18 protein-coding genes are annotated in these 25,208 nt (G+C 61.5%); 5 read left to right on the top strand and 13 right to left on the bottom strand.

Annotated elements, in window-relative coordinates:
- Positions 1-11 precede the first annotated feature (11 nt).
- The 10 genes from murD to V1475_RS10705 form a co-directional block, all read right to left on the bottom strand.
- A complete protein-coding gene (gene murD / locus V1475_RS10750) occupies positions 12-1,406 on the bottom strand; it encodes a UDP-N-acetylmuramoyl-L-alanine--D-glutamate ligase (protein WP_479412745.1) in 1,395 nt (464 codons plus the stop codon).
- Positions 1,407-1,465: 59 nt separating this feature from the next.
- The gene (gene mraY, locus V1475_RS10745; protein ID WP_434287925.1) at positions 1,466-2,548 is read right to left on the bottom strand and encodes a phospho-N-acetylmuramoyl-pentapeptide-transferase; all 1,083 of its coding nucleotides are present in this window, start codon (positions 2,546-2,548) and stop codon (positions 1,466-1,468) included.
- Between the two features lie 9 nt (positions 2,549-2,557).
- Positions 2,558-3,961: a UDP-N-acetylmuramoyl-tripeptide--D-alanyl-D-alanine ligase gene (locus V1475_RS10740; RefSeq protein ID WP_479412744.1), complete on the bottom strand. Its 1,404-nt coding sequence runs from the start codon at positions 3,959-3,961 to the stop codon at positions 2,558-2,560.
- Entirely contained in the window at positions 3,961-5,433 is a 1,473-nt protein-coding gene (locus V1475_RS10735) for a UDP-N-acetylmuramoyl-L-alanyl-D-glutamate--2,6-diaminopimelate ligase (RefSeq protein WP_479412743.1), read from the bottom strand. Before V1475_RS10735 ends, V1475_RS10740 begins: the two co-directional genes overlap by 1 nt.
- A gap of 15 nt (positions 5,434-5,448) precedes the next feature.
- Positions 5,449-7,251, bottom strand: a complete 1,803-nt coding sequence (locus V1475_RS10730; RefSeq protein ID WP_434287930.1) for a peptidoglycan D,D-transpeptidase FtsI family protein — start codon at positions 7,249-7,251, stop codon at positions 5,449-5,451.
- On the bottom strand, positions 7,248-7,604 hold the full coding sequence (ftsL, locus tag V1475_RS10725) for a cell division protein FtsL (protein WP_479412742.1): 357 nt from the start codon (positions 7,602-7,604) through the stop codon (positions 7,248-7,250). The genes V1475_RS10730 and ftsL overlap by 4 nt, the downstream gene beginning before the upstream one ends.
- Positions 7,605-7,618: 14 nt before the next feature.
- Positions 7,619-8,611: a 16S rRNA (cytosine(1402)-N(4))-methyltransferase RsmH gene (gene rsmH, locus V1475_RS10720; RefSeq protein ID WP_479412741.1), complete on the bottom strand. Its 993-nt coding sequence runs from the start codon at positions 8,609-8,611 to the stop codon at positions 7,619-7,621.
- Position 8,612: 1 nt separating this feature from the next.
- Entirely contained in the window at positions 8,613-9,104 is a 492-nt protein-coding gene (gene mraZ, locus V1475_RS10715) for a division/cell wall cluster transcriptional repressor MraZ (RefSeq protein ID WP_434290899.1), read from the bottom strand.
- Positions 9,105-9,771: 667 nt separating this feature from the next.
- The gene (locus V1475_RS10710) at positions 9,772-11,754 is read right to left on the bottom strand and encodes a TonB-dependent receptor domain-containing protein (protein ID WP_479412740.1); all 1,983 of its coding nucleotides are present in this window, start codon (positions 11,752-11,754) and stop codon (positions 9,772-9,774) included.
- A gap of 242 nt (positions 11,755-11,996) precedes the next feature.
- On the bottom strand, positions 11,997-13,082 hold the full coding sequence (locus tag V1475_RS10705; protein ID WP_479412739.1) for an Mrp/NBP35 family ATP-binding protein: 1,086 nt from the start codon (positions 13,080-13,082) through the stop codon (positions 11,997-11,999).
- Between the two features lie 351 nt (positions 13,083-13,433).
- On the opposite strand from V1475_RS10705, the gene V1475_RS10700 reads away from it, so the two are divergent.
- Entirely contained in the window at positions 13,434-13,649 is a 216-nt protein-coding gene (locus V1475_RS10700) for a DUF1127 domain-containing protein (RefSeq protein WP_479412738.1), read from the top strand.
- 548 nt (positions 13,650-14,197) lie between these two features.
- Here the strand turns inward: V1475_RS10700 and V1475_RS10695 are convergent.
- Positions 14,198-16,789, bottom strand: a complete 2,592-nt coding sequence (locus tag V1475_RS10695) for an ATP-dependent helicase (RefSeq protein WP_479412737.1) — start codon at positions 16,787-16,789, stop codon at positions 14,198-14,200.
- A gap of 45 nt (positions 16,790-16,834) precedes the next feature.
- Positions 16,835-17,467: a MarR family winged helix-turn-helix transcriptional regulator gene (locus V1475_RS10690; RefSeq protein WP_479412736.1), complete on the bottom strand. Its 633-nt coding sequence runs from the start codon at positions 17,465-17,467 to the stop codon at positions 16,835-16,837.
- Between the two features lie 128 nt (positions 17,468-17,595).
- Between V1475_RS10690 and V1475_RS10685 the strand changes: the two genes are divergently transcribed.
- Together V1475_RS10685 and V1475_RS10680 are read left to right on the top strand one after the other, a co-directional pair.
- Complete coding sequence (locus V1475_RS10685; RefSeq protein WP_479412735.1) at positions 17,596-19,131, top strand: MDR family MFS transporter; 1,536 nt, start codon at positions 17,596-17,598, stop codon at positions 19,129-19,131.
- 234 nt (positions 19,132-19,365) lie between these two features.
- The gene (locus V1475_RS10680; RefSeq protein WP_479412734.1) at positions 19,366-22,809 is read left to right on the top strand and encodes a pyruvate carboxylase; all 3,444 of its coding nucleotides are present in this window, start codon (positions 19,366-19,368) and stop codon (positions 22,807-22,809) included.
- A 44-nt stretch (positions 22,810-22,853) separates the two neighbouring features.
- Here V1475_RS10680 and V1475_RS10675 read toward each other — a convergent pair whose 3' ends face one another.
- Positions 22,854-24,011, bottom strand: a complete 1,158-nt coding sequence (locus V1475_RS10675) for a benzoate/H(+) symporter BenE family transporter (protein WP_479412733.1) — start codon at positions 24,009-24,011, stop codon at positions 22,854-22,856.
- 123 nt (positions 24,012-24,134) lie between these two features.
- Between V1475_RS10675 and V1475_RS10670 the strand changes: the two genes are divergently transcribed.
- A complete protein-coding gene (locus V1475_RS10670) occupies positions 24,135-24,695 on the top strand; it encodes a helix-turn-helix domain-containing protein (protein ID WP_479412732.1) in 561 nt (186 codons plus the stop codon).
- A gap of 117 nt (positions 24,696-24,812) precedes the next feature.
- Positions 24,813-25,199 (top strand): MAPEG family protein, encoded by a 387-nt coding sequence (locus V1475_RS10665; protein WP_434287948.1) that lies wholly within the window; start codon positions 24,813-24,815, stop codon positions 25,197-25,199.
- Positions 25,200-25,208 lie beyond the last annotated feature (9 nt).

Raw genomic sequence — 25,208 nt, 5'->3', positions numbered from 1 at the left:
AGCCCAGCCCATCAAAGCTTTTCGACCTCGGCGGCGAAGGCCTCACCGCGTTTCTCGAAATTCGGGAACTGATCGAACGAGGCAGCGGCGGGGGCGAGCAAAACGGTCTCGCCCTCTTCCGCCTCGGATGCGGCCTTGGCGACGGCCACCTCCATGGTTTCGCAAATCTCATAGGGCGTATCGCCGATCTGAAGCGCAAAATCGCGCGCCGAAAAGCCGATGAGATAGGCTTTCGACACCGAACCTAAGAAGGGCTGCAAGGCCTCGATCCCACCCTCTTTGCCAAGCCCGCCCGCGATCCAGCGGATGCGCGGAAAGGCCTGAAGCGCCTTGGCGGCGGCATCGACATTGGTGGCTTTCGAGTCGTTCACATAACGCACCCCGTTCAATTCACGCACAAGCTGCGAGCGGTGCGGCAGGCCCTTGAAACTGCGCAACGCCGTCTCGATGCCCTTGGGCGACAGGTTCAAAGCACGCGCGGCGGCATAGGCGGCGCAGGCGTTCTGATGGTTGTGCGCACCGGGCAGCCCGTCCATCTCCCGCAGGTCAATCGACGCCGTCTGCTTGCCCTTACGATATTCCGACAGGAACCCTTTGCGGGCAAAGACGTTCCACCCCGGCCCGCCAAGTTTTTGCCCCGAAGAGATCCGAATGAGCCGCAGATCCTCCGCGTCCTCCACCATCTGGTTCGCCAGATAGCGGCCTTCCTTTTCATCGACGCCGATCACCGCGCGATCCGGCCCGCCCTCGGCAAACAGCCGACGCTTGGCCGCAAAATAGCCGCCCATGCCGCCGTGACGGTCGAGGTGATCGGGCGAGAGATTGGTGAACACCGCCACATCGGGCGTCAAAGCGCGGGCCAGATCGGTCTGATAGCTCGACAGTTCCAGCACGATCACCTCACCCTCCTCCGGCGGCTCGATGTCCAAAACGCCGCGCCCGATATTGCCCGCAAGCTGGCACGGCGTGCCGTTCGCTTCGAAGATGTGGTGAATGAGTGCCGAGGTGGTGGATTTGCCATTCGATCCGGTCACCGCGATGACACGCGGGGGCGTGTCGTGTTCCATCCAGTCGCCCTGCCCCAACGAGCGGAAAAACAGCCCGATGTCATTGTCGACCGGCACGCCCGCGTCCCACGCCAGCGCAATCACCTTGTTCGGCTCAGGATAAAGATGCGGAATGCCCGGCGAGGTGACGAGACAGGCGACGCCCTCGAAAGCTCCCGCTTTGTGCAGATCGTGGATCACGAAGCCTTCCGCCTCCGCCCGCTCCCGCGCCTCTACGGAATCGTCCCAACACAGCGCCTCTGCGCCCCCGGCCTCCAACGCGCGCGCGGTCGCCAGACCGGAGCGCCCAAGGCCCAACACGGCCACTTTTTTACCTTCGTATCCGAGCACAGGGATCATCGCGCGCTCGCTCCTTTGCTGTCCAAATACTCAAAAAAGGGGGCCTCGGCCCCCTCTCGTTATCGCAGTTTCAGCGTCGCCAGACCAATGAGCGCCAGCACCAGAGAGATGATCCAGAACCGGATCACGATGGTCGGCTCCGACCAGCCTTTTTTCTCGTAATGGTGATGGATCGGCGCCATCAGGAAGACGCGTTTGCCGGTGCGTTTGAAGTAAGCCACTTGGATGATCACCGAGAGCGCTTCCACAACGAAGAGGCCGCCGACAATGGCGAGAACGATCTCGTGTTTCGTCGCGACGGCAATCGCGCCAAGTGCGCCGCCCAAGGCCAGCGAACCGGTATCCCCCATGAACACGGCCGCGGGCGGCGCGTTGTACCACAGGAAGCCGAGCCCGCCGCCAATGAGCGCTGCGGTAAAGACGAGGATTTCGCCTGTCCCCGGCACGTAATGCAGGCCGAGATAATTGGTGAAGTCGACGCGCCCCACGACATAGGCGATGGCACCGAGCGTGCCGGCGGCAATCATCACCGGCATGATGGCAAGCCCGTCAAGCCCATCGGTGAGGTTCACCGCATTGGCCGCACCGACGATCACGATCATCGCGAAGGGGATGAAGAACCACCAGAGATTGACCAGCAGATCCTTGAACACCGGCAGCGCCAGCTGGAACTGCAACTCGGCGGGATGCACCATGGTCGACCAAACCGAGGCGATGAAGGCAATCAGGAAACCAAGCGCCAGACGCACCTTGCCGGAGACGCCTTTGGTGTTGGATTTCGACACTTTGGCATAGTCGTCGGCAAAGCCGATCAGACCGTAGCCGAAGGTCACAAACATCACGATCCAGACATAGGGATTGTCGAGCCGCGCCCAAAGCAGCGTCGAAACCAGCAGCGCCGTCAGGATCAGCAAACCGCCCATGGTGGGCGTTCCGGCCTTGGCGAAATGGCTCTCGGGACCGTCGTCGCGGATCGGCTGGCCTTTGCCCTGACGGCGGCGCAGCAGGTCGATCAGAGGACGCCCGAACACCATCGCGAAAATCAGCGCCGTAAAGAACGCCCCGCCCGAGCGCATGGTGATATAGCGAAACAGGTTGAACAGGTCGCCCCCGTCCGACAGGCTGGAAATCCAATACAGCATACGCTCAACTCACCTTTCGTCTGTTTGCTGCGGCACTTGTCCCAATTCGCGCAGCGCGTCAACCAGAAGGCTGACCTTGGAGCCTTTCGAGCCTTTCACAAGCACGACATCGCCGGGGCCGACGAGGGTCTGGAACGCCGGAATGGCGTCTTTCGCGGTCTCGAACCAAACGCCGCGCCGGTCGTCCGGCAGGACATCGTAGAGCGCCCGCATCAAAGGCCCGACACAATGCACCGCATCGACAGTGGCAAACCACGGCAGAGCCGCGAGGCCTTCGTGAATCGCACGTTCCTTTTCACCGAGTTCCAGCATATCGCCCAGAATGGCGATCCGGCGGCCGGTGTCATGCGGCTCGGCCTTGGCCAGCACTTCGAGCGCGGCGGCCATGGAAGTCGGGTTGGCGTTGAATGCATCGTCGATCAAATCGACCGGCGCGCCGACGGCAAGCTGAACCTGCTCGCGCGCGCCGCGACCCTCGGGCGGCGCCCAAAGGATAAGATCGGCGGCGGCTTTTTCCAGATCGATCCCCAAAGCACAGGCCACGGCGAGGCAGCCCACGGCATTGGCCGCAAAATGCCGCCCGGCGGTGGACAGACGGAAATCGAGATGGGTGGTGTCGATCACGGCGGAGCCTTGGGTTGCGCCATCGGAAAGCTCAACAGAGGTGAGCTGCGCGGCGCAGGCCTCATCCTCGCCAAAGCGGATCGAGTCGCCCTGCCAGGCGGCGGCAAGGATGTCGGAGACCTCCAGATCGCCGTTGAACACAGCCACGCCACCCGGCTCAAGCCCTTTGAAAATATCGGATTTCTCCCGTGCGATGCCTTCCAGGCTCTCAAACGCCGCCATATGGGCGGGGGCGACCGTGGTGATCATCGCCACATCGGGACGGGCAAGTTTCGCCAGAGGCGCGATCTCGCCGGGGTGGTTCATGCCGATCTCGATCACAGCAAAGTCCGTGTCGGCTGGCATGCGGGCAAGCGTCAGTGGCACGCCCCAATGGTTGTTATAGCTGGCCTCGGCGGCGTGGGTTTTGCCCTGCCCGGAGAGGATCGCGCGGAGCATTTCCTTGGTCGAAGTCTTGCCGACGGAGCCTGTGACCCCGATCACCTTGCCGGTCATGCGCGCGCGCGCAGCGGCACCCAAGCGCTCCAAAGCGGGCAGCACCTCGTCCACGATCAACAGCGGCGCGTCTGCCGTGACACCTTCGGGAATGCGCGACACCAGAGCGGCGGCGGCACCTTTGTCCAGAGCTTGTGCAACAAACTCATGGCCGTCTCGCACATCTTTGAGGGCGACAAACAAATCGCCCGGCTGGATCGTCCGCGTGTCGATGGAGACACCCGAGACATCAAACGCTTGTGTCGCCCGCCCGCCGGTAGCCTTGGCCGCTTCTTCCGAGGTCCAGAGCGCCATCACAGCGCCCCGTCCAGCGCCGAGACCGCCAGAGAGGCCTGTTCCACATCGTCAAACGGGTAGACCGTATCGCCCACGGTCTGGCCGCTCTCATGCCCCTTGCCGCAGATCAGCAGAGCATCGCCGGGTTGCAGCGCATCGACGCCTCTGAGGATGGCTTCGGCGCGGTCCCCGACCTCCATCGCCTCGGGCGCACCGGCCAGAACCTCCGCCCGGATCGACGCCGGGTCTTCGGAACGCGGGTTGTCATCGGTCACGATCACCAGATCGGCGTTTGCCACCGCCGCCTGCCCCATCAGCGGGCGTTTGGTCTTGTCTCGATCCCCGCCCGCGCCGACGATGGCGATGATGCGGCCCATGACATGGGGGCGCAAAGCCTTGATCGCGGTCGAGACCGCATCGGGCGTGTGGGCATAATCGACGAACACCGCCGCACCGTTGTCGCGGGTCGCCGCATGTTGCATCCGGCCCCGCACGCCCACCAGTTCGGGCAGGCAGGAGAAGACCTCTTCCGGGTCCGCCCCGGAGGCCATGACGAGCCCGGCCGCGGCCATGACGTTTTCGGCCTGAAACCCGCCGATGAGATCGAGGCGGATTTGATAGATATTGCCGACGAAATCGATGCGCAGATCCTGCCCCGTGGCATCGAACCGCTGGCCGACGATGCGAAGATCGGCAGCATCAGACCGCCCGACCCGCATCACGTCGATGCCGCGCTCGGCGCAGAGACCTTCGACCTCCATGCCTCTGGCATCGTCGATATTCACGATCGCCACGCCGTCTTCCGGCAAAACGCGGGTGAAGAGCCCGGCCTTGGCGGAGAAATAGGCCTCGAACGTGGCGTGATAGTCCAGATGATCCTGAGTGAAATTGGTAAAGGCGGCGGCGGAGAGACGCACCCCGTCGAGACGGCGCTGTGCCAGACCGTGGGAGCTTGCTTCCATCGCGCCATGGGTGACACCGGCGTGGGCGGCCTCGGACAACATGCGATGCAGCGTGATCGGTTCCGGCGTGGTGTGCGGGCTCGGCGCCTGCCAGTCGCCTTCGACACCGGTGGTGCCGACATTGATCGCGCGCGCGCCCAGAAGCTGCCAGATCTGGCGGGTGAAGGTTGCGACAGAGGTTTTGCCATTGGTGCCGGTGACGGCGACCATCACCTCTGGCTGTGCACCATAATAAAGTGCTGCGGCATAGGCCAGCGCCTGACGCGGGTCCTCGACAACGACAAGTGCTGGCTCATATTCGGCAATCGCTCCGGCGGCGATGCGCGCGCCTTCCGGATCGGTCAGAACCGCACGCGCGCCCATCGACAAGGCCATCGGCAGATATTCTGCGCCATGCGCCCGCGCGCCGGGAAGGGCTGCGAAAAGATGCCCCGCCTGCACCTGGCGGCTGTCGACGGAAAGGCCGGTGATCTGCGCCTCGCGGCCGCTTTGCGCGGTCAATCCGAGTTCGGAGAGAGATTTCATCATGGCCGCGCCTTTCTCTTAATGCGTCGCGGTCAGTGTTAGCCCAGCTTGCGAGGGGGTTTCAATCTCGGGACGCAGCCCCATGAGTGGTGCTGTGCGGCGAATGACCTCTCCCGCGACAGGAACGGCGGTCCAGCCCGCAGTGCGGCGCGGTTTCGGCCCGGAGGTCTCCACCGCTTCGTCCAGCGTCACGATCAGCACGTATTTCGGGTCCTCCGCCGGGTAGACGGCGGCGAAAGTGTTGATCGTCTTGTCGTCGTAATAGCCCCCCGTGGGTTTCGGCTTGTCGGCGGTGCCGGTCTTGCCGCCGATGTGATACCCGGGAACCTCCGCAAAGGAGGCGGTGCCGCCGGGATCGGCCACCACGGCGCGCAACATGTCGCGGGCTGCGGCAGAGACGTCTTCGCGCACAATGCGCTCCCCCTTGGGCAGATAGCCGTCGCGTTTGAGCAGCGTCGGGGTGACTCTCGTGCCACCGTTCAAGAGCGTGGAATAGGCCGTCGCCAGATGCAGCGGCGAGGCCGAAAGCCCGTGACCATAGCCGATGGTCAGCGTCGAAAGCTCCGACCAGTTGGGGGGCAGCAAGGGCTTGCCGGTCGGCGCTTCGCTCAATTCCACGGGGGTCGGCTCGAAAAAGCCCAGCGACTTGAGGAAGGCCTGTTGCCGCTCCACGCCGATCTGCTGCGCCACATGGGCGGTCGCGACGTTGGACGATTTGATGATCATGCCCTTGAGCGACAGATAGGGGCCGTAATTATGGCCTTCGAATTCGCTGATCTTGAACTTGCCCCAGCGGAACGGCGGCGTGGCGGGGATTTGGGTGTCGGGATTGGCCAAGCCAATCTCCATCGCCTGAGCAGCGGCAAAAATCTTGAAGGTCGAGCCCAGTTCGTAGACCCCCTGCACCGCACGGTTGAACCGCGGGTTGGCGCTCGGGTCCTTGCCCTCGAACGCCTCGGGGCGCGAGTTCGGATCGAAATCCGGCAGGGAAACCAGCGAAATGATCTCGCCGGTGTGAACATCCATCATCACCGCGGCAGCGCCCTTGGCACCGAGCATGCGCATGCCGCCGTCGAGCACCTCGCGTACCGTCGATTGCACCGTCAGATCGATCGACAGTTGCAGCGGCGCATCGCCATTCGCGGGATCGCGCAGATAGGCGTCCATCTGTTTCTCGATCCCGGCCTGACCGACGATCTCGGCGCTCATCACGCCCTCCCGACCGAATTTGGTGCCGCCCAACACATGCGCCGCGAGCTTGCCATTCGGATAGAGCCGCTCCTCGCGCGGGCCGAACAAAAGCCCCGGCTCGCCGATGTCATGCACGGCCTGTTGTTGCTCGGGGGCGATTTTCTTTTTGATCCAGAGGAATTTGCGTGTCCCGGTGAAGTCGCGGATCAGGCGGTCGCGGTCGAGATCGGGAAAAATGCGCACCAGCTCATCGGCGGCATGGACCGGGTCGATCATCTCCTGCGGCTGGGCATAGAGCGAATTGGTCACGCGGTTGGTCGCCAAAATGCGACCGTTGCGGTCGACGATGTCGGCGCGTTGCGCAAGGATCGGCGTACCGGAGGCTTCGGCGCGCGGCTCTTCGGGAACGGTGGCGGCCACCTGCCCCATGCGGGCACCGACGACAACGAAGGCGGAGACGAAACACAGGCCCAGAACCAAAAGCCGCCCCTCGGCCCGAAGCCGGGAGCGGTCGCGCATTTCCTCGTGGCGCAGGCGCAGGTTCTCGCGCTCGATGGCGTCCGGGTTTTCGCCCCGTGAGCGGGCGGCGAGGACGCGGGCCAGAGGGCGAAGCGGGGTGCGGATGCTCATGGCTCGACAACCTCCAGAGAACCGACCACATCGACGGAGTCGGTCAGATCCAAAATAATGTCATCTTCCTGCGGAAAGGAAATCTGGTCGACCCGACCGAATTGTTCCGGCTGAAAGGGCAGAAGACCGAGGCGGTCGTAATTGATCCCGGCCAGATCGCGCAGCCGTTCGGGGCGGTTGAGATAGGCCCATTCGGCCCGCAGCACGGCGAGTTCCTCGCGCTGATGACCGATGTCGCGCTGGATCTGGCTGATCTCGCGCAGCACATGCTGGGTCGCGTAATTTTCCTGATAGGCCCAGACGCCGAGCATCATGACCACCAGACCTGCCAAAATCAGATAAACCCCACGCATCTCTTACCCTTGCCTCACGAGACCGACCTCAAAACAGGTTTCGGCAGGCCCATTGCCGCACGGTCCACCGGCACTGCCGGGGCTGCGGTACGCCGACCGACCCGCAACCGCGCCGAGCGCGCGCGCGGGTTTTGCTCTAGCTCGTCCTCATCGGGACCGATGGCTTTGGAGAGCTGCTCGAAACCGGGTGTTTTCACCTCTTGTTCAGGAGCATAGCGCGAGCCGCCACCGCCCGTCGAGGCCCTTTCTTGGAAGAACCGTTTCACAACGCGATCCTCAAGCGAATGAAAGCTCACCACAGCCAGTTGCCCGCCGGGTTTCAGCGCCCGCTCAGCGGCCTCAAGCCCTTCGATCAGCTGGCCGAATTCGTCATTCACCGCGATGCGAATGGCCTGAAACGTCCGGGTCGCCGGGTGGCTTTGACCGGGCTTCTTGCGCGGCAGCAGGCGTTCGATCAGGTTCGCGAGTTGCAGCGTCGTGGTGAACGGCGCTTTCTCGACGCGATCTTTGACGATAGCGCGGGCAATCTTGCGCGACTGCTTTTCCTCGCCGTAATGAAACAGCACCTCGGCGATCTCCGCCTCGTCCGCTGTATTGACGAAATCCGCCGCCGTCGGTCCGTCCTGCGACATACGCATGTCGAGCGGGCCGTCCTTCATGAAGGAAAACCCACGCTCCGGCAGGTCGAGTTGCATCGAGGACACGCCGAGATCGAGCACCACGCCGTCGAGCCCGGAAGCGTATTGATCCATCTCGCCAAAGGTGCCCAGAACGAGGTCGATCTTGCCCTGATAAGGCGGCTCGTTGATCCAGCTCGCGGCCATCTGATGCGCCAAAGGATCGCGATCGACGCCGGTGACGTGCTCTGCCCCTTCTGCGATCAGGCCCTTGGTATAACCGCCCGCGCCGAACGTGCCGTCGAGCCAGCGCCCGGAGATCGGCGCGCAGGTCCGCAGAAGCGGGTTCAAAAGGACCGGAATATGGGGCTTTTTCTCGTCAGAGGCCATCTCAGACCTCCAGATCGTCCAGAAGGCTCAGCGGATCGAAATCCTCGCCCTGCTCTTCCAGCCATTTCTCGGAGATCATCGCATCGACCGCCTCGTGGGTCTCGGGCTTCCAGATCTCGAAGGTCTCGCCCATACCGGCGAAATAGGCCACACCGTCGAGCGCGATCTTGTCGCGCAGCGGCTGCGGCAGGACCAGACGACCGTCATTGTCCACCTCGGTCGGGCGGGCGCGATTGAGGATCATGCGCTCCATGATCTTGCGCTTTTCCGAGCCGCGCGGCAGGCGCGCGATGTCGGAGGCGAGCGCTCGATAGCCCTCATAAGTATGCACGATCAGTTGTTTTTGTTTGTCATGACCATAGACGATGACCATGCGGGGACGGCCGGTTTCCGCAGCCAGAGGATCGCCCAGCTCAAGTTCGCGACGAAAATCGGCAGGGATCGACACGCGTCCCTTTCCGTCCACCTTAAAGGTGTGTTCGCCGATGAACATGCCAACCAAGCGGCGGCTCCTTTACTGTCCCTGCCCCGTTTCGAGGCCCTTTAAGCGAAACGGCGGAATGAGCTGCTGCCACCGCTCAATCCGCCGCCCTCGTCCCGATGTTTCGGGCTGTCCGGACTGCGCGCGCCACCTGGGGGGATGTCTGCTCGCTCGCGCGCCGGATCTCGTTGTTCCGATGAGTCTGGGTGCCTGTATGAACCTGACTTATGGGTCTTTATTCGCGGTCTTGGATGCGCCGCTCATTCCCGTCTCATCGCGTGAACTCAAGATGCCATGGGAATTCATGGTAATCAACGGATATTTTCTCCACAGGCCCCAGATCTTGCTTTCCAAGACAGTACGAATCTAAGTATAGAGATGTCCCCCACGAAAATGAGAGCACATATAGGCACGATTTGCCCAAATTTAACCATATTTAGTGGTCACATTTTCCCATGAGTTTTCCCGAAGAATTTTCGAAAAATCCACAGGACTCACAGGGTTCTCCACAAATCCACCGAGTTATCCACAGGATCATGATTCGTTTTGAAGAAGGCGACCATGAATTCCCAGAAGTTCCATAAAGTCCCACCCTCTCGCTTCTGACCTGTACCATGAAATCCCGAAACACAAAAAAAGGGGCCCAAAGGCCCCTTTCCATCATCGCATCGTGCCGGGATCAGAAATCCAGCGTCATCGACAAGCTGACCGTGCGCCCAGAGGCATAGGCCGGGTAGATGATACTCGTAGCACTCCGCTCACGATAGATGTAGCTTGAGCGTTCATAATAGAGTTCGTCGAAGAGGTTATCGACACCAAGGCGGACCGTTGCCCCCTCAAGCTGCTCAGGCTTCCATTCCGCATAAGCATTCACGACCGTGTAGGAGTCATGTGCAGCGTAATTCGATGCGGTCATCAGATCGTCATCGAGCTTGCCCGCCCATTCGACGGTCGCGCCGACCTTCATGTTCATCGACGACAATTCCTGATCGACATAGAGCGACGCCACATCGCCGATCGGCATCACAGTGCCGCCATCCGGGATCACGAAATCGCCGTCCTCAGTGACATCCGCCTTGGTGTAACTCGCGCCAAACCGCCCGGTGCCCCAATTGTACTGACCGTTCAGCGTCACCCCTTTGGAGCGCACCTCATCCGAGTTGCTGATCGTTCCGGTATTGCCCGAACGCAGATAGCTCGCCAGATCTTTGATCTTGGTGTCGAAATAGGTGATCCCGCCGGAAAAATCACCGACAGTCCCATTCAGGCCAATCTTGATGTTGGTCGAGGTCCCCGCCTCGTAATCTTCATCGATGCTGTAATCGGCGGCATGCAGAAGACCATATTCGCCGACATCATACCCAAGCCAAGTGCGCGACCCGCCCGCGAAAATCTCGAACCCCGGCGCGAACTCATAGGACAAGGTCGCGTTGGCGCTAAGCCCTGCATCCTCGAAGGTCTGACCATCCATATCTTCGAGTTCATGATAGTCAGCACGCAAACCCGCAGACAGGTCGATGCCATTGGCAAAAGCAAACCGCCCTTGCGCAAAGGCGCCCAGCTGGGTCGTCGACATTCCCTGATATTGAGGCACAACGGTCGAATCGCCGTAATTGTCGACGTCGTAATCGGCTTTTGAGAAATCGAACCCCGCCGTGACAGTGCCCGCACCAAGCGTGAACGTGTTTTTCACAACGCCGCCGAACGCATCTTCATCAAGGATCATGTCCCCATTGAAGGCTGCTGCATAATTCGGGCGCCAGTAATCGTTCTGCGTCGCATAGATCATGAATTCCGGGTCCCACATATCGGTGGGCGCGGTGGAGGTGTATTTCAGGCTGATCGTGTCGCGCGTCACGTCGAGCGGATAGACCGCATCGTCATGGTTAAGATCCATGTTCATCTTGATCACGCGATCCGCGTCATCTTCGGAGCGCTCATAGGCCAGCTCAAGCCGGGAAGTGCCGAATTCATAGCCGAATTTCGACAGGATGCCCTTGGCCGCCGGTGCAGAACCGGGCATTTCCGTGCCGTCGCCCGCCTCGTAATTATCCCCGTCCTGCGCGTGGATCATCACCATCCAGTCGACATTCTGATAGATGCCGAAGCTGGCGAGAGAGCCGGAAAGGCCCTGCCCGTTGTTACCGTAGGTGAGGTTTGCGCGCCCGCCCGCGACATCGCCCTCGGCCAGAAGATCGAAGGCCGAAACGGTTTCATAGCGCACCGCGCCCGCAGCGGCGGCAAAGCCCGCGTCGGCCGCAGCGGCGCCCGCCTCGACCTCGACGGATTTCAGGAAGGCCGGATCGACGACGTTGGAGCCGGTGTGGTGCCAGCTCGTGCCCCCTTGCGGGACCCCGTCGACCGTCACGGCCAGATTGGATTGCTCCATGCCGAACACGTGGATCCGTTTCGACGGACCCGCGCCGCCCGAGACCGTCACAGCGGATTCGCGAGCGAAAAGTTCAGAAACGTTTTGTGGCTGCAGGGCTTCGAGTTCCTCTTCGGAAATCACGGCTCCCCCGGTGGCTTCGACGTTTTCCTGTCCCTCATCGACGAGGGACATGGTGATCATATCCAGTTCAATTGCATCCTGTGCAAAACCGGCGGATGCAAACGCGACGTAAGACACGCCGCACAGCGCCACAAAACGCGCCATTTTCATGAGATATCCCCTCTAATTGTACGATAATCGAGGAGCTACGAGACCAGAGAATGATTCACAAGTGTTTTTGTCGGAAATGTATCGCATTGATAGATATTGGATTTTTAAAACCCTCCACGAAATCGGCCAGATTACCCCATAAAAACAAATAAAAACCGTAAAGTATAAGGCAAAACATAGAAAAACCCGCGCAGTTTCCTGCGCGGGTTCGCCTTTGGTCTGTGGCTCGAAAGCCTCAGCCGTCAGGCCAGCCCAACCTGAACCAGACGGTCCGCAAGCTTCATGTAAGGCTCGGCCAGCGGGCTGTCGGTGGCCGCGACCGGCACACCGGTGTCACCTGCAAGCCGCGCTTCGAGCGCCAGAGGCAGCTCGGCCAGAAGCGGCACGTCGAGCTTTTTGGCCTCATCCGCCACCCCGCCATGGCCGAAGATATGTGCTTCATGACCACAGTTCGGACAGACATAGGTGGACATGTTCTCGATCAGGCCCAGCACAGGCACATTGAGCTTTTGGAACATGGAAATGCCACGCCGGGCGTCGATCAGCGCCACGTCCTGCGGCGTCGAAACCACCAGCGCGCCGGTGAGTTCGGTTTTCTGGCCCAGCGTCAACTGCACATCGCCGGTGCCCGGCGGCATGTCGATCAACAACACGTCCAGCTCCCCCCAGGCCACCTGCCCGAGCATCTGCTGCATCGCGCCCATCAACATCGGCCCGCGCCAGACGACGGCCTCACCATCCGGAATCATGAACCCGATCGACATCAGCGTCACGCCATGGGCATGGAGCGGTTCGATCGTCTGGCCATCGGGGGAAGCGGGGCGCTTGTTGATCCCCATCATGCGCGGCTGCGAGGGCCCGTAGATGTCAGCATCCAGCAGCCCGACCTTACGGCCCTGACGCGCCAGCGCCACGGCGAGGTTGGCGGAGACGGTGGATTTGCCGACACCGCCCTTGCCCGAGGCGATGGCGATGATGTGCTTGACCCCCGGCACGCCCTGCTTGCCCTGTTGCGGCGTCGGATGGCGGCCGATCTTGAGGCTCGGCGGTTCGCCCGCAGCGGCGGCCGGTTTGGCGGCGGGCCCATGCGCAGTCGTCACGATGGACACTTTGGTCACTCCGGGCAGCGATTCGAGCCTGCCGCGTGCCGCCGCTTCGACTCCGCCCATGGCCTGCGCCGTCGCCGCATCCGGAGCCTCGATCACGAAACTGACCACACCATCCTTCACCGAAAGCGCCCGAATGAGGTCACGTGCCACAAGCGATGAGCCATCCGGCAGTTGCACGCCCTTGAGCGCCGTCATAATCCTGTCTTGATCTGCGGACATATGTCTTCCTTTCCGCCACGTCGCATGGTCAGTCCCCTTGCCCCGAAATAGGCCCTTTGCTGACCCTTTTCCACAGCGGTTTGATCTCCGAGAGCCAAAACCCGGCCCGGGAGGCAAAAATAGGTCAGCATTGGTCATGCATTTTCTGCATAGCGGCAATGTCGACAGGGTGGATTGTGCATTCGCAGCAATTCCCCGATATTCAATTCAACGAAAGCAGCCGAGGCTTGCATCCTTGATCGCTCCAAAGCGGTTTGTCTCCAGAAGGAGATGTTGGCGAGATGCCAGCGAGGACAAGACACGGCGGCACTGAACGCGGGACACCCGCACGCACATTCAAGGTTGAAGCTTATGGCTTACGCAAACGACATCAACAGTGCCGCTCCGGCCTCCTCCGCCTCCTTCGGCGGTGTGTTCAAATCCCTCGCGGAACGCTTTGCGCGCTACCGGGTCTACCGCGAAACCCTGCTTGAGCTCTCGGTCCTTGATGATCGCAATCTCGCCGATCTCGGAATGTCCCGCGCATCGATCCGCGCCGTGGCTTACGAAGCCGCATACGGCAACTGAAGAATAGACATCACGGCCCTCTCCTCCTCCCTGGGCCCTGATACCTGCGGCAGCTCCTCTCCTCCTCCCTGGGGCTGCCGCATCAGATACCGGAATTCGGGGCCTCTCCTCCTCCCTTGGCCCTGATGACCAGAGCGGCGATGCGTCCTCCTCCCTGCATCGCCGCACCTATAGCGGGCAGAAGCCCAAGAGATCGGTCCTCTCTCCTCCTCCCTGAGGGCCGTGACTGAAGGCGGCGGTGTCTTCCTCCTCCCTGACACCGCCGCGTTTCTTTTAAGAATACGGGTCCTCTCCTCCTCCCTTGGGACCCGATACCAAGAGACCCCCGTGCCCTCTCCTCCTCCCTGGGCACGGGGGTCTTGCTTTTTCTAGCCATAAACTAACACTTCGCCCTGTCCGATCTGTGCCCTGTCCGATCTGTCAAAAACGAGGCAGCCCCGAACTTCGGCTCCGCCTCCGAAAGCCGTCACAGACGGAGGAGCGACATGCTCCTTCGTGGGCGAGAGGTTCTTGATTTTGAGAGAGATCGGGAGGTCCGGAGCTTCGCCTCAGAACGGGACATCGCCGACCTGATCGGCGGGCATCACAAATCCTGCGACAAGTTTCTTGGTCCCGGCATGATCGAATTCGATGGTCAGCTTGTCACCCTCGATCTCCATCACCTCGCCATAGCCGAATTTCTTGTGGAACACCCGGTCGCCGAGCGTAAAGGAGGCGCTGGCCTTCATATCGATGGTCACAGGCGTCCGTGGCGTCCCGGCACGTTGGGTGCGCGATTGCATGCGTTTCCAGCCCGGCGAGTTGTAGACGTCGGCCTTGGCGGCGCGGCTCTCGAAACGACTGGACGGATTGGCCTCATAACTCGGTGCCTCATAGCTGCGCTGCCCGCCGTAGAGGCCAGAGGGCGTTTCGACATCGACATGGTCGACCGGCAATTCGTCGATGAATCGCGAGGCGAGCTGGGATTGCCATTGACCATAGACACGGCGATTGGCGGCGAAGGAGATCGTGCAGAGCTCCTCGGCGCGGGTGATGCCGACATAGGCCAGACGGCGCTCTTCCTCGAGGCCTTTAGTGCCGTTTTCATCCATCGAGCGCTGCGACGGGAACAGGCCTTCCTCCCAACCGGGCAGGAAGACGACAGGGAACTCAAGCCCCTTGGCGCCGTGCAGCGTCATGATCGTGACCTTCTCGCCGTCTTCGCCGCTGTCATTGTCCATGATCAGCGCAACGTGTTCGAGAAAACCGGCAAGATTTTCGAATTGTTCCAGCGCCTTGACGAGTTCCTTGAGGTTCTCAAGGCGTCCCGGTGCCTCCGGGCTTTTGTCGTTTTGCCACATGGTGGTGTAGCCGCTCTCATCAAGAATGCGCTCCGCCAGTTCGATATGGCCGATCTCCGCGGGGTCGTAGGCGACGTCTTCGACCAGCGCGTCTTCGTCATCGTCCAAACGATTGACACGCCTCACCTTATGGCCTTCGTAACCAATATCCTCGAAAACGTCCATTTCGTCATCCGACAAGTGCTCATCTTCGAACAGCATGTCTTCCTCTTCCTGAACGCCTTCTCCATCAACGATATAGCGAATTCTGGTGCCATTGAGCGACGTCCAGCGGTCAATATCGGCGATAAGCTGCGCCACCCCCGACTTGGCCTTGCCCTTCAACAAGCCCTCTTCGACGGCGATCCGTGCGCCATCCAGAAGCGACACGCCATTGGAGCGCGCGGTGATCTGGATGTCCTGAAGCGCCTTGTCGCCCACCCCGCGTTTCGGCGTGTTGATGATGCGCTCAAAGGCCAAATCGTCCTCCGGCTGGGTGACGATGCGGAAATAGGCCATGGCATCGCGGATCTCCATCCGCTCGTAAAACCGCGGCCCGCCAATCACGCGGTACGGCAGACCGATGGAGAGAAACCGATCCTCGAACGCACGCATCTGATGCGAGGCGCGCACGAGGATGGCGATGTCATCGAGGGAATACTTACGAAGGCGGCTCCGTGTGCCGCCATGCAGCGCCTCGATCTCTTCGCCGACCCAACGCGCCTCTTCCTCGCCGTCCCAATGACCGATAAGGCGGAGCTTTTCGCCCTCCTCCTTGACCGCGCGAAGCTCCTTGCCCAGACGTTCCTTGTTGCCGGAAATGACGCTGTTTGCGGAAGCGAGAATATGTGCCGTGGAGCGATAATTCTGCTCCAGACGGACAACCTTCGCGCCGGGAAAATCTTTTTCAAACCGCAGGATATTGCCCACCTCGGCGCCGCGCCAGCCGTAGATCGACTGGTCGTCATCGCCAACACAACAGATATTGTTGTGCCCTCGCGCCAAGAGCCGCAGCCAGAGATATTGCGCGACGTTGGTGTCCTGATACTCGTCGACGAGGATGTATTTGAACCAGCGCTGATACTGCGCCAACAGGTCCGGGTGTTTCTGGAAAATCACCACCATATGCAGCAGAAGATCGCCGAAATCGACGGCGTTGAGCGTGGTCAGGCGCTCTTGGTACTGGGCATAGAGCCGAACCCCCATGCCATTGAATTCACTGCCCTCTCCGCCGGACACGGCAGAGGGCGTGAGCGCCCGGTTCTTCCAGCTGTCGATCATGCCGGCGAGTTGGCGCGCGGGCCAGCGTTTCTCGTCGATGCCTGCCGCCGAGATCAGTTGTTTGAGCAACCGGATCGTGTCGTCCGTGTCGAGAATGGTGAAGTTCGACTTGAGCCCGACAAGCTCGGCGTGACGGCGCAGAAGCTTGACGCAGACGGAGTGAAACGTACCAAGCCAAGGCATGCCCTCAAGCTCCATCCCCATCAGCCCGGCAACCCGCTGCTTCATCTCGCGCGCGGCCTTGTTCGTGAAGGTCACGGCAAGGATTTCGCGCGGCTGGGCGCGGCCGGTGTTCAGGAGGTGCGCGATGCGGGCCGTGAGCGCCTTGGTCTTGCCCGTGCCAGCACCCGCGAGCATCAGGACAGGTCCGTCGAGCGTCTCGACCGCCTCGCGCTGCGCCGGGTTCAGCGCATCGAGATAAGACGTGTCGGGCACGCCAAAGGCGGCCTCGCGCGCGCCTTGCATCGCGAGTTGGGACAGGGAGGGACGTTGGGGCTGCATCGCCGCCTCGAAGGCGTCGTCTTCATCGAAACTGCTCATGGCAGGGAGATTACAGAAACCCGTGGGCGAGGAAAAGCGCGTTCTTTAAATGTTCTCATTGCCCGGCGCGGGTTTCTGCGCAGGTTCGGAGACGGCCACAAGCAGCCCCCCGACATAGCGCCCGAACAAATCTGAGAACGTCGCAATCTCTTCGCCGGACCAGCCGGTAAACGCCTGAGAGAACAGGCGCCATTTCGACAGAGTAAAGGCGCGCAGAAACGTCCGGGCCTTCGGAGTGATCACCAGAACGGATTTGCGCGCATCTTCCTGCACCGCTTGACGGGTGACATAGCCGCGCGACACAAGCTCGGAAACGATGCGCGAGGCGCGCGAGGGATCGACGGCCATGACCTCCGCCACCATACCGATGGTCGGCGGTTCGGCCACGTCGCGGCCCAATCCGGCGGTGATTTGCGCAATCGAGAGCAGTCCCTGAAGAATCGCGGGTTCGAGCTTCTCGCTCATGCCCTCAAGCACCTTGCCCTTGAACTCGCCCTTTTCCGCCATGCGCCGCCATTGGAACAGCGACAGATCGAGCGCCAGAAGCGCTTCGATGGCAGCGTCGGAAAAACCCTCGTCCTCAAGGTAATCGGGCACACCCGCCCGCACCCGAGGATCGGGGGAAGCCTGCCGGGCCTCATGAGAGGCATCATGCGAAGAGGTGTCATCGGTGCTCATGGCATGTCCGTCGCATAACCATGTGTGAATGTCAAATTCATGATAGACACAACTATGTGCTATTGACACATATATATGTGAGCGCTACCTCCCGTACAAAGCCCCAGAGACGGGCCAAAGGAGTCCCCATGTCACATCCGCACAGCCTGCCCGAAGAGGCCCCCCGCGCCCCGGAACACAGTTCCGTCGCCTTGGTCATCGCCTCCGTCGCGGTGCTCCTCTTGCTGGCCTCGCTCGACCAGACCATCGTATCGACAGCGCTCCCCACGATCGTCGCCGATCTGGGCGGGCTGGAGCATCTCTCCTGGGTGGTCACCGCCTATATTCTCGCCTCAACCGTGGTCGCCCCCCTGTATGGCAAGCTCGGCGATCTCTACGGGCGGCGCAATGTGGTGATCTTTTCGGTCTCGCTCTTCCTTACCGGCTCCGTTTTGTGCGGCCTGTCCGGCTCCATGGGCTTTCTCATCGCCGCCCGCGCACTTCAGGGCCTCGGCGGCGGGGGCCTCTTCGTTCTGGCGCTCTCGATCATCGGCGACGTGATCCCGCCCAAGGAACGCGGCAAGATTCAGGGCGTCTTCGCGGGCGTCTTCGGCGTGTCCTCCGTGGCCGGGCCGCTTCTGGGGGGCTGGTTTGTCGATGCGCTGAGCTGGCACTGGATTTTCTTCATCAACCTGCCCTTCGGGGCGCTGGCCCTCGCCGGGTTTATCTTTGGTTTCAAAGCCCATCCCGAGCGCGTCAATCACAAGATCGACTATGCGGGCGCTCTGGCGCTGACCCTGTCGCTCTCGTCTATCGTGCTTCTGACTGCCCTGGGCGGCAAGGAATTCGCGCTTGTGTCACCCATGGGTCTCGCGTTTCTGGCGCTCTTCGGGATCGCCACGGTGAGTTTCGTGGGGATCGAACGCAAAGCCTCTGAACCGATCCTGCCCGTCGGGCTCTTCAAGATGAACGTCTTCACCATCTCCTCGGCGATTTCCTTTGTCTCCGGCGCGCTGATGTTCGGAGCGCTCACTTTCATCCCGGTCTTCCTGCAAATGGCCAAAGGCGCAACCGCCACCCAATCCGGTCTGCAACTCATTCCGATGACCTTCGGCATCCTCGCCGCCTCCACCGTCTCCGGCCAGTACATGAGCCGCACCGGGCGCTATCGCTTTCTGCCGGTCATCGGCCTGAGCTTCGCGACCCTCTCGCTTCTGTCGCTGACACAGCTGTCGCCGGAGATGGCACCGTGGTCGCTCTGGCTGTCGCTGGCGGGGCTTGGCATGGGGATGGGCTGTATCTTCCCGGTCACGACCACCGCCGTGCAAAATGCTGTGCCGCGGCAACAGATCGGCACCGCCACCGCCGCGGGGCTGATGTTCCGTCAGGTGGGCGCGTCGATTGCCGTCGCGCTGTTCGGGGCGCTGTTTGCCGCACGGATGGCCCGGATGATGGGCGAAGCACATGTCGAGGGCCTCTCGAACGTGACCGAGCTTGGCCCACAGGTGCTGGCGCAACTGCCCGAGACCACCCGCACGCTGATCGGCAACACGATCTCCGGCGCGCTGCATCCGATCTACTGGATCGCCTCCGCTCTGGCGCTCGCAGGTCTCGCGCTCTCGCTGTTTCTCAAGGAAATCCCGCTGCGATCGCGCAGCGCAGCAGGCCATGCGCCGGGGGAGTGATTCTCCGGCGAATTTCTTTGCAAAATGTCCATCGGTGTAAAATTGCCTTTGCTAAGGATATGAATTTAATTTGCAAATCATGCAAATTTCCCTGTCATTACAGAGCTGCGGAAAAAAATCGTTTTTTCTTTTCGCACATCTCGGCCATAACCGATCCAGTCCGGGGAATTGGGGATTTACTGCACCGCAGAAATGCCTAACCTGATTGGAAAACAGCAAGAGGGGAAGCTTGCCATGGCCGAATTTCAAAAAGTTCTGATCGCGAACCGTGGAGAGATCGCGATCCGCGTGATGCGTGCCGCGAACGAACTGGGCAAGCGCACCGTCGCGATCTATGCCGAAGAGGACAAGCTCTCCTTGCACCGGTTCAAGGCGGACGAGGCCTATAAGATCGGCGAAGGTCTGGGACCGGTGGCGGCCTATCTCTCGATCCCTGAGATCATCCGGGTGGCGAAGCTTTCGGGCGCCGATGCGATCCATCCGGGCTATGGGCTGTTGTCCGAGAACCCGGATTTCGTCGATGCCTGTACGGCTGCGGGCATCACCTTCATCGGCCCCAAGGCCAAAACCATGCGCGAGCTGGGCGACAAGGCCTCGGCGCGCAAGGTCGCCATCGCGGCGGGTGTGCCGGTCATTCCGGCGACCGAGGTTCTGGGCGAGGATTTCGATGCGATCCGCAAAGAGGCCGCCGAGATCGGTTTCCCGCTGATGCTCAAGGCCTCCTGGGGCGGTGGCGGGCGCGGCATGCGCCCGATCATGAACGCCGAGGAGCTTGAGGAAAAGGTCAAGGAAGGCCGCCGCGAGGCCGAGGCCGCTTTTGGCAATGGCGAAGGTTATCTGGAAAAGATGATCATCAAGGCGCGCCACGTCGAGGTACAGATCCTCGGCGACAGCCATGGCCATATCTACCACCTCTATGAGCGCGATTGCTCGGTCCAGCGCCGCAACCAGAAAGTGGTCGAGCGCGCCCCTGCCCCCTATCTCTCGCCCGCACAGCGCGAAGAGCTGTGCCATCTCGGCAAACGCATCTGCGAACATGTGAATTACGAATGCGCCGGGACCGTCGAATTCCTGATGGATATGGAGAGCGGCAAGTTCTACTTCATCGAGGTGAACCCCCGCGTGCAGGTGGAGCATACGGTGACCGAGGAAGTCACCGGCATCGACATCGTCCGGGCGCAAATCCTGATCGCCGAGGGCAAGAGCCTCATGGAGGCCACCGGTGTGGCCAGCCAGTATGACGTCAAACTCGACGGCCATGCGCTGCAGTGCCGGGTGACGACCGAGGATCCGACGAACAATTTCATCCCCGATTATGGCCGGATCACCACCTACCGCTCCGCCACAGGCATGGGCATCCGCCTCGACGGCGGCACGGCCTATTCGGGTGCTGTGATCACCCGCTATTACGACAGTTTGCTGACCAAGGTGACCGCCTGGGCGCGCACGCCCGAGGCCGCGATTGCGCGGATGGACCGGGCGCTGCGCGAATTCCGCATCCGCGGCGTTCAGACCAACATCGCCTTCGTCGAAAACCTCTTGAAACACCCCACGTTCCTGTCGAACGAATACACCACGAAATTCATCGACACGACGCCGGAGCTGTTCGACTTCAAACAGCGCCGCGACCGGGCGACGAAAATCCTGACCTATCTCGCCGAGATCACGGTGAACGGCCATCCGGAAACCCTTGGCCGCGCCAAACCCGCCGCCGATGCACGCAAACCCGTGGTGCCTGCGCTCAAGGCGGACACCCCGCCGATGGGCACGCGGCAATTGCTTGAGGAGCAGGGTGCCGTGGCGGTGGCGGACTGGATGCTGGCGCAGAAAAAGCTCCTGATCACCGACACCACCATGCGCGACGGGCATCAATCCCTGCTCGCCACCCGGATGCGTTCGATCGACATGATCAACGCGGCCCCCGCCTATACCGCGAACCTGTCGGAGCTGTTCTCCGTCGAATGCTGGGGCGGTGCGACCTTCGATGTGGCCTACCGCTTCTTGCAGGAATGCCCGTGGCAACGTCTGCGCGACATCCGCGAACGCATGCCCAATGTGATGACGCAGATGCTACTGCGCGCCTCGAATGGCGTCGGCTATACCAACTACCCCGACAACGTGGTGCAGGAATTCGTGCGCCAAGCGGCCGTGACCGGCGTCGATGTGTTCCGCGTCTTCGACAGTCTCAACTGGGTCGAAAACATGCGCGTGGCGATGGATGCGGTCATTGAGAGCGGCAAGCTCTGCGAAGGCACGATCTGCTATACCGGGGATCTCTTCGATCCGGCGCGCTCGAAATACGATCTCAAATATTACGTCAAAATGGGTCAGGACCTGAAGGCCGCGGGCGCGCATGTGCTGGGGCTCAAGGATATGGCGGGGCTGTTGAAACCGGCGCAGGCGCGCCAGCTCATCACCGCGCTCAAGGAAGAGGTCGGCCTGCCGATCCATTTCCACACCCATGACACCTCGGGCGCCGCCGCCGCCACCATCCTCGCCGCCGCCGACGCGGGCGTCGATGCGGTGGATGCGGCGATGGACGCCTTCTCGGGCGGCACCTCGCAGGCCTGTTTGGGCTCCATCGTCGAGGCCACGCGCTTCACCGAGCGCGACACCGGGCTCGACATTGCGGCGATCCGCGAGATGTCGAACTATTGGGAGGCCGTGCGCGGCCAGTACAAGGCGTTCGAGAGCGGGCTTCAGGCCCCGGCCTCCGAGGTCTACCTGCATGAAATGCCCGGCGGTCAGTTCACCAACCTCAAGGCGCAGGCCCGCTCGCTCGGGCTTGAGGAGCGCTGGCATGAGGTGGCGCAGAGCTATGCCGATGTGAACATGATGTTCGGCGATATCGTCAAAGTGACGCCGTCGTCGAAAGTTGTGGGCGACATGGCGCTGATGATGGTGTCCCAGGGGCTGACGCGCGCGCAGGTCGAGGACCCGAAAAGCGATGTGGCCTTCCCGGACAGCGTCATCGACATGATGCGCGGCAATCTCGGCCAGCCGCCGGGCGGCTTCCCGGACAGCATCGTCAAGAAGGTTCTGGGCAAGGAGAAACCCAATCTCGAACGCCCCGGCCTGCATCTTGCGCCCGCGAATTTCGACGAACTCCGCGCCGAACTGGCCGCGAAATTCCCCGACGAAGAGTTCGACGACGAGGATTTCAACGGCTACCTGATGTATCCGAAGGTCTTCACCGATTATGTCACCCGCCACGAGCAATACGGGCCGGTGCGGGTGCTGCCGACGAAGAACTTCTTCTACGGCATGCAGGAGGGCGAGGAGATTTCCGCCACCATCGATCCGGGCGTGACGCTCGAGATCCGCTGTCAGGCGATCTCCGACATCACCGAAACGGGCGAGGTGAAACTGTTCTTCGAGCTGAACGGCCAGCCGCGCACCGTGCGGGTCAAGGACCGCTCCGCCGTCGCCTCCGTCAAAGCCAATCCCAAGGCCGAAGCGGGCAACGCCAAACATCTCGGCGCGCCGATGCCGGGGGTTGTGGCGACCGTGGCGGTCGCCTCCGGGCAGGCGGTGAAGAAGGGCGATGTGCTGTTGACCATCGAAGCGATGAAGATGGAAACCTCGATCACCGCCGATCAGGACGGCACGATCAAAGCGATCCACGTCACGCCCGGCGCACAGATCGACGCAAAGGATTTGCTCGTCGAGTTCGAGTAAAACACCGGAGACAAGATTGAAAAGCCCCGCTTAGCGGGGCTTTTTTAGGCTTTGCGGGTCAGGACAAGCGAGGTCAGCCCGCCAAACACCAACGCCCAGAGCGGCGCACCGATGCCGAGGAAAGAAATCCCCGAGACGGTTGTCATAAAGGTGACAAGCCCCGCCTCGCGCTGTGCCGGGTCTTTCAAAGCCGCCGTGAGGCTGGAAGAAATCGTGTTCAAAAGCGCCAGCCCCGCGACCGTGACCACCAAGGCTTTCGGCGCAATGACGAAAAGGCTGATCACCGCCGCCCCCATCAGCCCGACGATGGAATAGAGCACGCCCGCGACCACCACAGCCTTATACCGCGTCGCCGGATTGTCATCCGCCTCGGGTCCGGCACAGATCGCCGCCGTGATCGCCGCGAGGTTGAAGGCATAGCCGCCAAAGGGCGCGAGGATCAGCGAGGTCAGCCCGGTGACGGTGATCGCGGCGGACACCGGCGGCTCATAGCCCGCCGCCTTGAGCGTCACCACACTCGGCACGTTTTGCGAGGTCATCGTGACGATATAAAGCGGCAGGCCGATGCCGATCAGGGTCGCCAGCGTGAATTCGGGCAGGATGAACACGGGCTTGGCGATCTCGAAATTGATCGGCTGGGTGGTGTCGAAGGCGCCTGTGACGGCACAGAAGACGATGCCCACGAGCAGCACCATCGGGATACAGAAGCGTGGAAAGACCCGCCGCCCCGCGAGATAGGTGGCACACATCAGCGCGACGAGGGTGAGATTGTCCTGCATCGACGAAAAGATACCCAGACCGAAGCGAAACAGGATGCCCGCGAGCATCGCACTGCCCAGCGCGTCAGGGATGAAGCGGGAGAGTTTCTCGAACCAGCCGGTGACACCGGTCAGTGTCAGAAGCAGACCGCAAAACACGAAGGCTCCGATCGCCTGCGCCATGGGGACGCCTTCGAGGCTGATCACCAAAAGCGCCGCACCGGGCGTGGACCAGGCGGTGAGGATCGGCATTTTGTAGCGCAGCGACAGGACCAGCCCACTGATCCCCATACCGAGGCCCAGCGCCAGCATCCAACTGTTGGCCTCGGCCTGTGTCGCGCCCAGAACGTCGATGGCCTGAAAGATGATCGCAACGCTGCTGGTGTAGCCCAGAAGGACCGCGACGGCACCGGCGACAAGATGGGAAAGTTTCAGACCGAACATGGGACAGCCTTTCGCAAGATCGGACAGGAATGGTTTGTATTGGCCGCAAATCGTGCGCTATAACGGCCATGACCGCTATAGCGCACGGACGTTATAGCGCACAAGAGCCAATAAGAGGGGCCGATGACCGGCGACAAACTCCAAATCAACCTGAAGGCCGCCCGCGCCCGCGCTGGTCTCAGCCTTGCGCAGACGTCAGAGCTGACCGGGGTGAGCAAGGCCATGCTGGGCCAGATTGAGCGCGGTGAATCCTCGCCGACGCTGGCGACGCTGTGGAAAATCGCGAAGGGGTTCCACCTGCCGCTGACGGCGTTTCTGGAGGATATGGTACTGACGGCGGGGAGCTTTACCCCTGCCCTGCGCATCGGGCATGACAGCGCCGGGATCCGTATGCACACGGTGTTTGCCTTCGATCCGCTCTTCGGCTCAGAAACCTTCGTCATGACGCTGGAGCCGGGGCATCGCCACGAGACGCCCTCGCATGACAGCGGCGTGGTCGAAGATGTCTTTGTCATTCGCGGCGAGATGGAGGTGCTTACGGGCGGAACATGGACCGTTTTGCACAGCGGCGACGGGCTGCGTTTCCCTGCCGATCAGCCGCATGGCTATCGCAATCTCACCGATGAAATCGCGCAGTTTCACAATACGATCCATTACCCGCGCCTAGCATTGAGCGAAGTCTGAGGCCGCGACGACGGGTCACGGCACCGCTCTCGCGCATGGACTGTGCGGCAACACACAATGATTTTCGAATATGTTCAGTTACACTCGCGCAGATGTTCTCAAACTAAAGACGCACACATGACCCTGACACTGACCGCTTTTTATGCCGGACTCGCTGGCCTGCTCTACCTGTTCCTCTCGATCCATGTCATCAAACAGCGCCTTGTCCTGCGCCAAGGCCTTGGCGACGGTGGCGACGACACACTCAACCGCCGCATTCGCGCGCATGGAAATTTCAACGAATACGCGCCGCTGACCCTGATCCTGATCGCGGGTTTCGAAACCATGGGGGCGCCCGCCCTTTTCGTCCATCTCGCCGGGATCGTGTTGATCGTCTCTCGCGCGCTTCATGCCTATGGGATGCAGGGCGGCGGCAAGGAATGGGGCCGCAAATACGGCATCCTTTCGACCTTCGCCCTGCTGCTGATCTTGTCTTTCGCCGACATTCTCATGGCGATTTTCTAAAACAAAGGG

It is taken from the genome of Celeribacter sp. SCSIO 80838 (assembly GCF_056498065.1).
The sequence above is the reverse complement of the archived record's forward strand: the minus strand, read 5'-3'. Positions and strand labels throughout refer to the sequence as shown.